Origin of the sequence: Burkholderia sp. HI2714, from assembly GCF_002223085.1 — a bacterium.
GTDB classification, from domain to species: domain Bacteria; phylum Pseudomonadota; class Gammaproteobacteria; order Burkholderiales; family Burkholderiaceae; genus Burkholderia; species Burkholderia lata_D.
The window spans coordinates 284124-297673 of sequence record NZ_NKFM01000015.1; the positions used below are offsets into that span (position 1 = coordinate 284124).

The 13550-nt window shown below is 65.1% G+C and carries 15 protein-coding genes; all 15 read left to right on the forward strand.

The window, feature by feature from the left end; genetic code table 11:
- Nucleotides 1-164 precede the first annotated feature (164 nt).
- The 15 genes from CFB82_RS05910 (at nucleotide 165) to lepA (ending at nucleotide 13543) form a co-directional block, all read left to right on the forward strand.
- The gene (locus CFB82_RS05910; protein ID WP_089483580.1) at nucleotides 165-800 is read left to right on the forward strand and encodes a YceD family protein; all 636 of its coding nucleotides are present in this window, start codon (nucleotides 165-167) and stop codon (nucleotides 798-800) included.
- Between the two features lie 98 nt (nucleotides 801-898).
- The gene (gene rpmF, locus CFB82_RS05915; protein WP_006051932.1) at nucleotides 899-1078 is read left to right on the forward strand and encodes a 50S ribosomal protein L32; all 180 of its coding nucleotides are present in this window, start codon (nucleotides 899-901) and stop codon (nucleotides 1076-1078) included.
- A gap of 129 nt (nucleotides 1079-1207) precedes the next feature.
- Nucleotides 1208-2314, forward strand: coding sequence for a phosphate acyltransferase PlsX (plsX, locus tag CFB82_RS05920; RefSeq protein ID WP_089445204.1), 1107 nt, complete (start codon nucleotides 1208-1210; stop codon nucleotides 2312-2314).
- Nucleotides 2315-3304 (forward strand): beta-ketoacyl-ACP synthase III, encoded by a 990-nt coding sequence (locus CFB82_RS05925; RefSeq protein ID WP_089483581.1) that lies wholly within the window; start codon nucleotides 2315-2317, stop codon nucleotides 3302-3304.
- An 86-nt stretch (nucleotides 3305-3390) separates the two neighbouring features.
- The gene (fabD, locus tag CFB82_RS05930; protein ID WP_089445206.1) at nucleotides 3391-4323 is read left to right on the forward strand and encodes an ACP S-malonyltransferase; all 933 of its coding nucleotides are present in this window, start codon (nucleotides 3391-3393) and stop codon (nucleotides 4321-4323) included.
- Between the two features lie 36 nt (nucleotides 4324-4359).
- Nucleotides 4360-5109, forward strand: a complete 750-nt coding sequence (gene fabG / locus CFB82_RS05935; protein ID WP_006476504.1) for a 3-oxoacyl-ACP reductase FabG — start codon at nucleotides 4360-4362, stop codon at nucleotides 5107-5109.
- A 144-nt stretch (nucleotides 5110-5253) separates the two neighbouring features.
- Nucleotides 5254-5493, forward strand: a complete 240-nt coding sequence (gene acpP / locus CFB82_RS05940) for an acyl carrier protein (RefSeq protein WP_004197638.1) — start codon at nucleotides 5254-5256, stop codon at nucleotides 5491-5493.
- A 167-nt stretch (nucleotides 5494-5660) separates the two neighbouring features.
- A complete protein-coding gene (gene fabF / locus CFB82_RS05945; RefSeq protein WP_069247480.1) occupies nucleotides 5661-6893 on the forward strand; it encodes a beta-ketoacyl-ACP synthase II in 1233 nt (410 codons plus the stop codon).
- 12 nt (nucleotides 6894-6905) lie between these two features.
- Entirely contained in the window at nucleotides 6906-7370 is a 465-nt protein-coding gene (locus tag CFB82_RS05950) for a hypothetical protein (protein WP_069247481.1), read from the forward strand.
- A gap of 91 nt (nucleotides 7371-7461) precedes the next feature.
- Entirely contained in the window at nucleotides 7462-8061 is a 600-nt protein-coding gene (gene rpoE / locus CFB82_RS05955) for an RNA polymerase sigma factor RpoE (RefSeq protein WP_069247482.1), read from the forward strand.
- Between the two features lie 86 nt (nucleotides 8062-8147).
- Nucleotides 8148-8765: a sigma-E factor negative regulatory protein gene (locus CFB82_RS05960; protein ID WP_027788009.1), complete on the forward strand. Its 618-nt coding sequence runs from the start codon at nucleotides 8148-8150 to the stop codon at nucleotides 8763-8765.
- 5 nt (nucleotides 8766-8770) lie between these two features.
- Nucleotides 8771-9823, forward strand: coding sequence for a MucB/RseB C-terminal domain-containing protein (locus CFB82_RS05965; RefSeq protein ID WP_089483582.1), 1053 nt, complete (start codon nucleotides 8771-8773; stop codon nucleotides 9821-9823).
- A gap of 16 nt (nucleotides 9824-9839) precedes the next feature.
- The gene (locus CFB82_RS05970) at nucleotides 9840-11339 is read left to right on the forward strand and encodes a DegQ family serine endoprotease (protein ID WP_089445207.1); all 1500 of its coding nucleotides are present in this window, start codon (nucleotides 9840-9842) and stop codon (nucleotides 11337-11339) included.
- A 7-nt stretch (nucleotides 11340-11346) separates the two neighbouring features.
- Nucleotides 11347-11589 carry a glutaredoxin family protein gene (locus tag CFB82_RS05975; RefSeq protein ID WP_069247484.1) on the forward strand — a complete coding sequence of 81 codons (243 nt, stop codon included), beginning with the start codon at nucleotides 11347-11349 and terminating at the stop codon, nucleotides 11587-11589.
- Between the two features lie 160 nt (nucleotides 11590-11749).
- Nucleotides 11750-13543 carry a translation elongation factor 4 gene (lepA, locus tag CFB82_RS05980; protein WP_089483583.1) on the forward strand — a complete coding sequence of 598 codons (1794 nt, stop codon included), beginning with the start codon at nucleotides 11750-11752 and terminating at the stop codon, nucleotides 13541-13543.
- Nucleotides 13544-13550 lie beyond the last annotated feature (7 nt).

The window sequence follows — 13550 nt, forward strand, 5'->3', positions numbered from 1 at the left end:
ACCGCAAAAGGTAAAACAGGTATGCTTTCCCGCTTTTCGTCGGCAGGCTTCCGTTGTGGTGGCGCCTGCCGGGTCTTCGGAAGTAAAGTACGTCATCCGTGGATGAACCGTACGCGAGCGGTACCAAGCCGGATTCGCAAGTCAGCCTGTAGGCAGGAGCGCACATGAACACTTCTTCTGGCAAACCGGCTGCGGCGCTTGATCCGCATGCAATCGACCTGTTCGAGTTCGCCCGCAGCGGGCGGCAGGCAGCCGGTGCGGTGCGCCTCTCGCAACTGCCGCGCATGTTAAACGAAGTGCCCGTGGACGCGCCAGATCGCGACACGGTCTTCACATGGCAGGCGGAAGGGTTCACCCAGAAGGAATTGCAGGACGACGGCGCCGACGGGCAGCAGCCGTATCTGCGCCTTGCGGTGCATGGCCATGCGTGGCTCACGTGCCAGCGCTGCATGACCCCGTACGACCAGACGTTCGACGTCGACATGACGTACCGGGTCGTCGCGACCGAAGAAGAAGCTGAAGAATTTCCGCTCGACGACGATGAAGCCGATGTGATCGTGGGCTCACGCCAGTTCGATCTCGTCGACTTGATCGAAGAGGAATTGCTGCTTTCGTTGCCGCTCGTGCCCAAGCACGAGGTTTGCCCGGCAGTTCACGAAAGCCTCGTGTCGGGTGCGAGCGGTCCCGCGGAAGAGTCGGACGAAGCGTCCGGCGAAGCCGGGGACGAAGGCAAACGGCCGAATCCGTTCGCAGCGCTGGAAGCGCTGAAGAAGGACGGTGACGGCACCAAGAAACACTAAGCAGTTGTGGCGCGGGAAGGCGTAAAGGCTTTGGGCCAGGGTAGTTAAGCGCCGGATCGGGCTGTGTTAGAATCCGGAAAATTATTTAGGAGTTAGTCATGGCAGTCCAGCAAAACAAGAAGTCGCCGTCGAAGCGCGGCATGCATCGTTCGCACGATTTCCTGACGGCAGCGCCGCTGGCAGTCGAGCCGAGCACGGGTGAAGTGCATCTGCGTCACCACGTCAGCCCGAACGGCTACTACCGCGGCAAGAAAGTCGTCAAGACGAAGAACGACTAAGCGTCAAGTCACGCGTTGCGCGCTACGCTTGCCGTTCGCGTGACAACTGGTTCGCTTGACACTTTCCTGGCTCAACAAAAAGGCGGCATTCAACTGCCGCTTTTTTGTGCCTGAAATTCGTCGCATTCCATGACCGTAAAGCTCACAATCGATTGCATGGGAGGCGACCACGGCCCGTCCGTGACCGTTCCCGCGGCAGTCAAGTTCGTCCGCGCGCATCCCGATGCGCACCTGATGCTCGTCGGCATCGAAAGCGCGATCCGCGCTCAGCTGAAAAAGCTGAAAGCCCTCGACGATCCCGCGCTGACCATCGTTCCCGCCACCGAAGTCGTGGCGATGGACGACCCTGTCGAAGTGGCGCTGCGCAAGAAGAAGGATTCTTCGATGCGCGTCGCACTCAACCACGTCAAGGAAGGCGCGGCGCAGGCCTGCATCTCCGCCGGCAATACCGGCGCGCTGATGGCCGTTTCCCGTTACGTACTCAAGACGCTGCCCGGCATCGAGCGGCCCGCGATCGCGTTTGCCCTGCCGAACCCGACCGGCTACACGATGATGCTGGACCTCGGCGCGAACGTCGACTGCGAACCGCAGCACCTGCTGCAGTTCGCGGAAATGGGGCACGCACTCGTGGCGGCGCTCGAAGGCAAGGAACGTCCGACGATCGGCCTGCTGAACATCGGCGAAGAGGTGATCAAGGGCAACGAGACGATCAAGCGCGCAGGCGAACTGCTGCGCGCCAGCACGCTTAATTTCCGCGGCAACGTCGAAGGCAACGACATCTACAAGGGCACGGTCGACGTGATCGTGTGCGACGGCTTCGTCGGCAACGTCGCGCTGAAGACGTCCGAGGGGCTCGCGCAGATGCTGTCGGACATCATCCGCGAGGAGTTCGGCCGTTCGCTGATGTCGAAGCTGATGGCGCTGCTCGCGCTGCCTGTCCTGATGCGTTTCAAGAAGCGCGTCGACCACCGCCAGTACAACGGCGCGGCGCTGCTGGGGCTGAAAAGCCTCGTGATCAAGAGCCACGGTTCGGCCGATGCCTACGCGTTTGAGTGGGCGATCAAACGCGGGTATGATGCCGTCAAAAACGGCGTGCTGGAGCGCCTCGCGCGCGCGATGGCGGATAATTCAGTGTCGCTCGGCGAAGGCGAACACGACTCGGGCGGCGCGGGCCATGCAAGCCCCGCCGCAGGCCATCACGCCGAACCTTCCGCTGCGCAATCCTCTAAAGCATAAATGGCCCAATCGACTCTCTATTCCCGCGTGCTCGGCACGGGCAGCTACCTGCCGCCTGACCGCGTCACGAACCAGCAGTTGACCGATCGTCTTGCGAAGGAAGGCATCGAGACGAGCGATGAATGGATCGTGGCGCGCACGGGTATCCATGCGCGCCATTTCGCCGCACCGGACGTCACGACCAGCGACCTCGCGCTGGAGGCGTCGCGTCGAGCGATCGAAGCCGCCGGCATCGATCCGCAGTCGATCGACCTGATCATCGTCGCGACTTCGACCCCCGATTTCGTGTTCCCGAGCACTGCGTGCCTGCTGCAGAACAAGCTCGGCATCAAGAACGGCGGCGCGGCATTCGACGTGCAGGCCGTGTGTTCGGGCTTCGCGTACGCGATGGCGACGGCCGACAGCTTCATCCGCAGCGGCCAGCACCGCACCGCGCTGATCGTCGGCGCGGAGACGTTCTCGCGCATTCTCGACTTCAAGGACCGCACGACCTGCGTGCTGTTCGGCGACGGCGCGGGCGCGGTGATCCTGTCTGCATCGGAAGAGCCGGGCGTGCGCGGCAGCGCGCTGCACGCGGACGGCAGCTATTCGCACATCCTCTGCACGCCGGGCAACGTCAACCGCGGCGTGATCGAAGGCAGCGCGTTCCTGTACATGGACGGGCAGGCCGTGTTCAAGCTCGCGGTCAACGTGCTCGAGAAGGTCGCGATCGAGGCGCTCGCGAAGGCGAATCTCGCGCCCGAGCAGATCGACTGGCTGATTCCGCACCAGGCCAACATCCGCATCATGACCAGCACCTGCCGCAAGCTCGGCCTGCCGCAGGAGCGCATGGTCGTGACGGTCGACCAGCACGGCAACACGTCGGCCGCGTCGATCCCGCTGGCGCTCGATACCGCGGTGCGCGACGGTCGCATCCAGCGCGGCCAGCACGTGCTGATCGAAGGCGTCGGCGGCGGCTTCACCTGGGGCGCGTCGGTCTTCCGCTACTGATCCGCAGCGCGCGACTGCTGCGCGCGGATCCCATCGGCGGCGCGCCATTCGTGCGCGCCGTCCGAATCGATTCAATTGGGGACGATATGAAATTTGCATTCGTATTTCCGGGGCAGGGCTCGCAGGCGGTCGGCATGCTCAACGCATTCGCCGATCTGGCCGTCGTGCGCGAGACGCTCCAGGAAGCGTCCGATGCACTCAATCAGGATCTCGGCAAGCTGATCGCCGAAGGCCCGGCCGAAGAGCTGAACCTCACCACCAACACGCAGCCCGTGATGCTGACCGCAGCCTATGCGTGCTATCGCGCGTGGCAGCAGGCAGGCGGCCCGGCGCCGGCGATCGTTGCCGGCCACAGCCTCGGTGAATACACGGCGCTCGTCGCCGCAGGCGCGCTCGCGTTCAAGGACGCGGTGCCGCTCGTGCGCTTCCGCGCGCAGGCGATGCAGACGGCCGTGCCGGTCGGCCAGGGCGGCATGGCCGCGATCCTGGGCCTCGATGACGACACGGTGCGTGCGGTTTGCGCCGAAGCCGCGGAAGCGGGCGTCGTCGAAGCGGTGAACTTCAATGCCCCCGCGCAGGTCGTTATCGCAGGCAACAAGGCCGCGGTCGAAAAGGCTTGCGAAATCGCGAAGGCGAAGGGCGCGAAGCGCGCACTGCCGCTGCCGGTGTCGGCGCCGTTCCATTCGTCGCTGCTCAAGCCGGCGTCGGATCAACTGCGCGACTATCTTGCGAACGTCGACGTCAAGACGCCGCAGATTCCGGTCGTCAACAACATCGACGTCGCCGTGGTCAGCGATCCGGCTGCGATCAAGGATGCGCTGGTGCGCCAGGCCGCAGGCCCGGTGCGCTGGGTCGAGTGCGTGCGGCACATCGCCGGCACGGGCGTCACGCACGTGATCGAATGCGGTCCGGGCAAGGTGCTCGCCGGCCTGACGAAGCGCATCGACGGCAACCTGACGGGCGCGTCGGTATTCGATCCGGCGTCGCTCGACGAAGCGCTCAAGCTGGTGACCGCCTGACGCGGCGCCTTTTCTCAAGAGACGGATATTCGATTCATGGACAAGACTCTCGATAAACAGGTTGCGATCGTCACCGGCGCATCGCGCGGCATCGGCCGTTCGATCGCGCTCGAACTCGCCCGCCTGGGTGCGACGGTGATCGGCACGGCGACGAGCGAATCGGGCGCCGCGGCGATTACCGCAGCGTTCGCGGAAGCGGGCGTCACGGGCCGCGGCGCGGTGCTGAACGTCAACGACGCGGCAGCCGCCGAGGCGCTGATCGACGCGACCGTGAAGGAATTCGGCGCGCTGAACGTGCTCGTCAACAACGCGGGCATCACGCAGGACCAGCTCGCGATGCGGATGAAGGACGAGGACTGGGACGCGGTGATCGACACCAACCTGAAGTCGGTGTTCCGCCTGTCGCGCGCCGTGCTCCGCCCGATGATGAAGGCGCGTGGCGGCCGCATCATCAACATCACGTCGGTGGTCGGCTCGGCCGGCAACCCGGGTCAGGTCAACTACGCGGCTGCGAAGGCCGGCGTGGCGGGCATGACGCGTGCGCTTGCACGTGAAATCGGCAGCCGCGGCATCACCGTGAACTGCGTGGCGCCGGGCTTCATCGACACCGACATGACGAAGACGCTGCCGGAAGAACAGCAGGCCGCGCTCAAGACCCAGATTCCGCTCGGCCGCCTCGGCAGCCCGGAAGACATCGCCCATGCCGTCGCGTTCCTCGCGTCGCCGCAAGCCGGTTACATCACCGGTACGACGCTGCACGTGAACGGCGGCATGTACATGTCGTAACGATTTTCGTTTACCATCCGCGCCGTATCCCGTTTTTCAGGCGGATCGGTGCTTGATCGACCATCAAGCCAACGCGCGTTTTGGCGTCAGCAAACCTGATAAAATGCGCGCACTTGTAAATCTGAACTTTCCCTCGGAGGGGTAATGGACAACATCGAACAACGTGTCAAGAAGATCGTCGCTGAGCAACTGGGCGTCGCCGAAGCCGAGATCAAGAACGAAGCTTCGTTCGTGAACGACCTGGGCGCCGACTCGCTCGACACCGTCGAACTGGTGATGGCTCTGGAAGACGAGTTCGGCATGGAAATCCCGGACGAAGAAGCAGAGAAGATCACGACGGTTCAGCAAGCGATCGACTACGCTCGCGCAAACGTCAAGGCGTAACGAGCGCCTTTCGCGCTTGTCCGCCACGTCGCCGCGATCTTCGCGATTGACGCGCCATCCTGCCGGCTTCGCGCCGGACGGACTAACAGCCACAGGGCTCGCAGGGCTGGTTCCTGTGGCCACTGTGGCTTTTGTTTTTGTCATCCAATAATGGAAAAGAGGTTACCGTGAGCCGCCGTCGTGTTGTTGTTACAGGCCTGGGGCTGATTTCGCCTGTTGGCAATAATGTTGCCGACGGCTGGGCCAATCTCGTCGCCGGCAAGTCCGGTATTGCCACCGTCACGAAGTTCGATGCGTCGAACCTCGCCTGCCAATTCGCGGGCGAAGTGAAGGGTTTCGTCGCCGAGGAGTACATCCCGGCGAAGGAAGCCCGGAACATGGATACGTTCATCCATTACGGCATCGCCGCCGGCGTCCAGGCCATCAAGGACAGCGGGCTGGAAGTGAACGAAGCCAATGCGGAACGCATCGGCGTGCTGGTCGGTTCCGGCATCGGCGGCCTGCCGATGATCGAAGATACGCACCAGACCTACGTCGATCGCGGCGCGCGCCGGATTTCGCCGTTCTTCGTGCCGGGTTCGATCATCAACATGATCTCGGGTCACCTGAGCATCATGTTCGGCCTGAAGGGCCCGAACCTCGCGGCCGTGACGGCCTGCACGACCGGCCTGCACAGCATCGGCCTCGCCGCGCGCCTGATCCAGGCCGGCGACGCCGACGTGATGGTCGCGGGCGGCGCCGAATCGACGGTGTCGCCGCTCGGCATCGGCGGTTTCGCGGCAGCGCGTGCGCTGTCGACCCGCAACGACGACCCTGCCAGCGCATCCCGTCCGTGGGACAAGGACCGCGACGGCTTCGTGCTGGGCGAGGGTGCCGGCGTGATGGTGCTCGAGGAGTACGAAGCGGCGAAGGCACGTGGTGCGAAGATCTACGCGGAAGTCTCGGGCTTCGGCATGACGGGCGACGCGTACCATATGACCGCGCCGAACATGGACGGCCCGCGCCGCTGCATGGTCGCGGCACTGCGCGACGCCGGCGTGAACCCGGACGAGGTCCAGTACCTGAACGCGCACGGCACGTCGACGCCGCTGGGCGACAAGAACGAGTCGGACGCGGTGAAGGCGGCCTTCGGCGAGCATGCGTACAAGATCGTCGTGAACTCGACGAAGTCGATGACGGGCCACCTGCTGGGCGGCGCGGGCGGCCTCGAATCGGTGTTCACGGTGCTGGCGCTGCACAACAACGTGTCGCCGCCGACCATCAACATCTTCAACCAGGACCCGGAGTGCGATCTCGACTACTGCGCGAACACCGCGCGTGACATGAAGATCGACGTTGCCGTGAAGAACAACTTCGGCTTCGGCGGCACCAACGGCACGCTGGTGTTCAAGCGCGTCTGACGCCGCAATCGCTTGACGAGTCCATTCGATGCTCCGGCCGGGCGTCCGCAGCGCTTTGCGTTGCGGGCCTCGGCCGTGTCGTATCTCGTGCTGGCCGTGTTCGTCGCATCGGCTACCGCGTCGGCCTACCTGTTCTGGGCGCCGCGCGCGGGCGCTGCCGCCGGTGCAGGCGTGTCGGCCGTGACGGCCGCGCTGCTGGCCGTGTGTGCCGCGCGGGCCTGTGCCCGCCGGCTGCCGGCCGAGTTGCAGATCGACGCATTCGGGGAAGTCGCGGCGTTTGGCCGCACCGGGCGCCTGCTGGCCCGCGGCCGCGTGACGGGCCATGCGCACTGGAGCAGTCTGCTGCTGGTGCTGTCAGTCGGGCAGGGCGCCCGGCGGGCCCGGCCGCTGCTGATTCCGGCCGATGCGCTCGACGCCGCATCGTTCAGCGCGCTTTCCGTGCTGGCGAGAACGGCGGGCGCGGCGGGGCGGGTTTGACGGCGGCACGGTTACCTACCGTAACCAGCGGCCGGCGCGGGAACGCTACAATATCGCTCCGCGTTGCATCCCTAGTTAACGGATTTGTCAGGTGAGTGAAAAAGAAATCGATCAGGCTCTGGTCGAGCGCGTACAGAAGGGCGACAAGGCAGCGTTCGAACTCCTGGTCTCCAAATACCACCGCAAGATCATTCGGCTGATCTCGCGCCTCGTGCGGGATCCCGCCGAGGTCGAGGATGTGGCTCAGGACGCGTTCATCAAGGCGTATCGTGCGCTGCCGCAATTCCGCGGCGAATCGGCGTTCTATACGTGGTTGTACCGAATTGCCGTCAACACGGCGAAGAACTACCTTGCGACGCAAGGCCGCCGGGCGCCGACCTCGACCGAGGCCGATGCGGAGGAAGCGGAAACTTTCTCCGACGCAGACCAACTAAGGGATATCAACACGCCTGAGTCGATGTTGATGAGCAAGCAGATTGCCGAGACGGTCAACGCTGCCATGGCTCTGCTGCCCGAAGAACTGCGCCAGGCAATTACGCTGCGCGAGATCGAGGGCCTGAGCTACGAAGAGATCGCGGAAATGATGGGCTGTCCGATCGGGACGGTCCGGTCGCGGATCTTCCGCGCACGTGAGGCAATCGCTTCCAAATTGCGTCCGCTGCTCGATACGCCCGAAGGCAAGCGCTGGTAAGCGCGACAGGCGGAGCGAAGCGGGTCGGGGTCTAGTTACGGTTAGAGTCGTGAAGTCACGACGGGGTGTGCAAGATGGGGAGCATCATGGGGTCGGTCAATACGCAGTCGCAAGCGTGCTCGCGCGGCGAGCGCCTTTCCGCGCTGGTCGACGGCGAAATGTTCGATGGCCCGGACAACGGGCAGTTTCTGGCTGAGCTCAACCGCGCGGATCGCGCTGCGTGGGCCCATTACCACCTGATCGGCGATGCGCTGCGCTCGGACGAGCTCGCGCTGTCGCCTGCGCTGAGCGTCGCGTTCACCGCGCGCATGTCGGCTGCGCTCGAAAGCGAGCCGCACCTGCTCGCGCCGGCGGCCGCACCCGTCGCGCGCAAGCTGCTGTCGCTGCGCCGGCGCGTCGTGCCCGCGTTCGCGGTTGCCGCCGCGGCGGCCACGCTGACGTGGATCGTCGTCCCGCAAATGCAGACGGCCGGTGCCCCGGGCGCCGTCCAGGTCGCGTCGGCCGGTGCGCCGCAAGGCGGCAACCTGCAGCGCGTGACGGTTGCGCAGGCATCGGCCCAGCCGGGCCTGCAGGACGTCAACATCATCCGCGACGCCAGCCTCGACCAATACCTTGAAGCGCACCAGCAATTCGCGCAGCAGCCCGTCGTCACGGGTTCGATGCCGCTGATCCGCGCTGCCGTGACCACCACGCCAGGCCAATAAACCCGATGCGGACATTGCAGTTGAATCACGCCATCTCCGGATGGAAGCGGCTGCCGGCCCTCCTGCTTTGCGCAGCCGCCCTGTTGTCCGTTCAATCCCTTCCTGCCCGCGCCCAGCAACCGGACGATCCCGTCGCGACCCGCAAGGGTGCCGCCGACTGGCTCGACCGTGTCCAGCAAGCGGCGCAGCAGCAGAGCTACGAAGGCACGTTCGTCTACCAGCGCGGCGGGTATGTGCAGTCGTCGCGCATCGCGCACGTCGCGTCCCGCGACGGCGAGTTCGAGCGCATCGAGACGCTCGACGGCAAGCCGCGCAAGCTGCTGCGCCATAACGACGAGCTGTACACGTTCGTGCCCGAGCGCAAGCTGTGCGTGGTCGAGCGTCGTCAGACGCGCGATTCGTTCCCCGCGCTGCTCGGCGCGAGCGGCGAGCACGTGATGTCCGTCTACGACGCGAAGTCGCTCGGCAAGGACCGCGTGGCGGGGATCGACGCGCAGGTCGTCGAACTCGTGCCGAAGGATGCGTACCGCTTCACGTACAAGCTGTGGGCCGACACGCGCACGGGGCTGTTGCTGCGCTCGCAGACGCTCGATGCGAACGATCACGTGCTCGAGCAGATCGCGTTCTCGCAATTGCAGACGGGCGGCGCAAGCGGCGACAAGGCCGCGATCGCGGCCGGCATGCGCAACCTGAACGGCTGGACGGTCGTACGGCCGCCGGTCGCGACGGTCGACATGGAAGCGCAGGGCTGGCAGCTCGCGCCGAGCGTGGCCGGTTTCCAGAAGATTCGCGAAGTGCGGCGGCCGATGGCCGCACGTGACGCGGGTGAGCCGCCGATCCCGGTCGATCAGGCCGTCTTCACCGACGGTCTCGCGACGATCTCGGTTTTCATCGAGCCGGCCGAAAAGAATACGCGCAAGGAAGGCGCGGGCAGCACCGGTGCAACGAACGTTCTCGTGAAGCGCCGCGGCGACTACTGGATCACCGTACTCGGAGAAGTGCCGCCGGCTACGTTGCAGCAGTTCGCGTCTGCCATAGAATACAAGGCTTCCAAGTAACGCTACGGCTTCCGACATGACGAAACTCACGCTGCGCAAAGTGCTCGCGGCGGCGGCGCTGTGTGCCTGCCTGCCGCTCGTCCCGCAAACCGCGGTCGCTGTCACGCCTCCCGCTGCCAGCCTTCCCGATTTCGCCGATCTCGTCGAAAAGGTCGGCCCCGCGGTCGTGAACATCCGGACCACCGCGAACGTGCCGGTACCCGGCCCGCGCGGCGTGCTTCCGCCGGGTTTCGACAACGGCGACATGTCGGAATTCTTCCGCCGCTTCTTCGGCATTCCGCTGCCGCAGGCGCCGGGCAACGGTGGCGGCAATGGCGGCGGCAATCCGAAAAACGCGCCGACGCCGGACAATCCGCCCGACACCGAACAGAATCGCGGCGTCGGCTCGGGCTTCATCGTGTCGGCCGACGGCTACGTGATGACCAATGCGCACGTCGTCGACGATGCGGACACCATCTACGTGACGCTGACCGACAAGCGTGAATTCAAGGCGAAGCTGATCGGCGTCGACGATCGCACGGACGTCGCGGTCGTCAAGATCCAGGCGTCGAACCTGCCGGTCGTCGCAATTGGCGATTCGAACAAGGTGCGCGTCGGCGAGTGGGTCGTCGCGATCGGTTCGCCGTTCGGCCTCGACAACACGGTCACGGCCGGCATCGTCAGCTCGAAGAGCCGCAATACGGGCGACTACCTGCCGTTCATCCAGACCGACGTCGCCGTGAACCCCGGCAACTCGGGCGGCCCGCTGATCAACATGCAGGGCGAGGTGATCGGCATCAACTCGCAGATCTACAGCCGTACCGGCGGCTTTATGGGCATCTCGTTCGCGATTCCGATCGACGAGGCGATGCGCGTGGCCGACCAGCTGAAGGCGACGGGCAAGGTCACGCGCGGCCGGATCGCGGTGGCGATCGGCGAGGTGACGAAGGACGTGGCCGATTCGATCGGGCTGCCGAAGGCCGAGGGCGCGCTCGTCAGCAGCGTCGAGCCGGGTGGCCCGGCCGACAAGGCGGGTATCCAGCCGGGCGACATCATCCTGAAGTTCAATGGCCGTTCGGTCGATGCGGCGTCGGATCTGCCGCGCATGGTCGGTGACACAAAGCCCGGCACGAAGGCGACGGTCAGCGTATGGCGCAAGGGTCAGGCACGCGATCTGCCGATCACGATCGCGGAAACGCCGGCCGAAACGACGGCAAAGGCCGAGCAGCGCAAGAACGCGCCGCAGAAGCCGCGCCAGACCAATTCGCTCGGCCTGACGGTCAGCGACCTGACGGCGGAGCAGATGAAGACGCTGAAGCTGAAGAACGGCGTGCAGATCGACGGCGTCGACGGCCCGGCCGCCCGTGCGGGCCTGCAGCGCGGTGACATCGTGCTGCGCGTCGGCGACACCGACATCACGAACGCGAAGCAGTTTGCCGACGTGACGGCGCAGCTCGATCCGCAGAAGGCGGTCGCGGTGCTGGTGCGGCGTGGCGACAACACGCAGTTCGTGCCCGTGCGGCCGCGCCAGAAGTAACGCGCCGATGTTCACGCTCTACGGCCGCGGCTGGTGCCACCTGTGCGACGACATGCGCGACGCACTGGCGCCGGTGGCGGCCGAATTCGGCGTCGCGGTCGATTACGTCGACATCGACACCGATGCGGCACTCGTCGCCCGCTACGACGAGGACGTGCCCGTGCTGTTGCTGGACGGGGCGGAGGTATGCCGCCACCGGTTCGACGACGCACGGGTACGCGACGCGCTGACGTCCCGGCGCCGAGCCTGACCTGCCGCTGGCGGGCGTCGTTTCGCACGGGGCTTGGCCCGGCGTAGGAAATACCGCCCGGCAAAGGCCTTTTCGGCTAAAATAAGCTGTTTTTTCACCGACTTACACAAGGCGTGCTCTGCAGTCGTCGAGCGCGCCTTTTTCGCTTGATCGGCACTGAATGGATCATATTCGCAATTTCTCGATCATCGCGCACATCGACCATGGCAAGTCGACGCTCGCGGATCGCATCATCCAGGTATGCGGCGGCCTCGCCGACCGTGAAATGGAAGCGCAGGTGCTCGACTCGATGGATATCGAGCGCGAGCGCGGCATCACGATCAAGGCGCAGACAGCCGCGCTGTCCTATCGCGCGCGCGACGGCAAGGTCTACAACCTGAACCTGATCGACACGCCGGGGCACGTCGACTTCTCGTACGAGGTCAGCCGTTCGCTGTCCGCGTGCGAAGGCGCACTGCTGGTCGTCGATGCGAGCCAGGGCGTCGAGGCGCAAACCGTCGCGAACTGCTACACGGCGATCGAGCTCGGCGTCGAGGTCGTTCCGGTGCTGAACAAGATCGACCTGCCGGCCGCGAACCCCGAGAACGCGATCGAGGAGATCGAGGACGTGATCGGCATCGACGCGACCGACGCGACGCGTTGCAGCGCGAAGACGGGCCTCGGCGTCGAGGACGTGCTCGAGTCGCTGATCGCGAAGGTGCCGCCGCCGAAGGGCGACCCGGCCGCGCCGCTGCAGGCGCTCATCATCGACTCGTGGTTCGACAACTACGTCGGCGTCGTGATGCTCGTGCGTATCGTCAACGGCACGCTGCGCCCGAAGGACAAGATCAAGATGATGGCGACCGGCGCGCAGTATCCGGTCGAGCACATTGGGGTGTTCACGCCGAAGTCGCGCAACCTCGAATCGCTGTCGGCGGGGCAGGTCGGCTTCATCATCGCGGGCATCAAGGAACTGACGGCCGCGAAGGTCGGCGATACCGTCACGCACGTGGCCAAGGCCGCCACCGAGCCGCTGCCGGGCTTCAAGGAAGTGAAGCCGCAGGTGTTCGCGGGGCTGTATCCGGTCGAGGCGAACCAGTACGACGCGCTGCGCGAGTCGCTCGAAAAGCTGAAGCTGAACGACGCATCGCTGCAGTACGAGCCGGAAGTGTCGCAGGCGCTCGGCTTCGGTTTCCGCTGCGGCTTCCTCGGGTTGCTGCACATGGAAATCGTGCAGGAGCGGCTCGAGCGCGAGTTCGACATGGATCTCATCACGACCGCACCGACGGTCGTCTACGAGGTCGTGCAGAGCGACGGCTCGACGATCAAGGTCGAGAACCCGGCGAAGATGCCGGAGCCCGGCCGTATCGCGGAAGTCCGCGAGCCGATCGTCACCGTGAACCTGTACATGCCGCAGGATTACGTGGGCTCGGTGATCACGCTGTGCGAGCAGAAGCGCGGCTCGCAGATCAACATGCAGTATCACGGCCGCCAGGTGCAGCTCACGTACGAGATCCCGATGGCCGAGATCGTGCTCGACTTCTTCGATCGCCTGAAGTCGGTGTCGCGCGGCTATGCGTCGATGGACTACGAGTTCAAGGAATACCGTTCGTCGGACGTCGTGAAGGTCGACATGCTGATCAACGGCGACAAGGTCGACGCGCTGTCGGTCATCGTGCACCGATCGCAGTCGCAATATCGCGGCCGCGAAGTGGCCGCGAAGATGCGCGAGATCATCCCGCGCCAGATGTACGACGTGGCGATCCAGGCCGCGATCGGCGCGCACATCGTCGCGCGCGAGAACATCAAGGCGCTGCGCAAGAACGTGCTGGCGAAGTGCTACGGCGGCGACATCACGCGAAAGAAGAAGCTGCTCGAAAAGCAGAAGGAAGGCAAGAAGCGGATGAAGCAGGTGGGTTCGGTCGAGATCCCGCAGGAAGCGTTCCTTGCGATCTTGCGCGTCGAAGACAAATAACAGGACT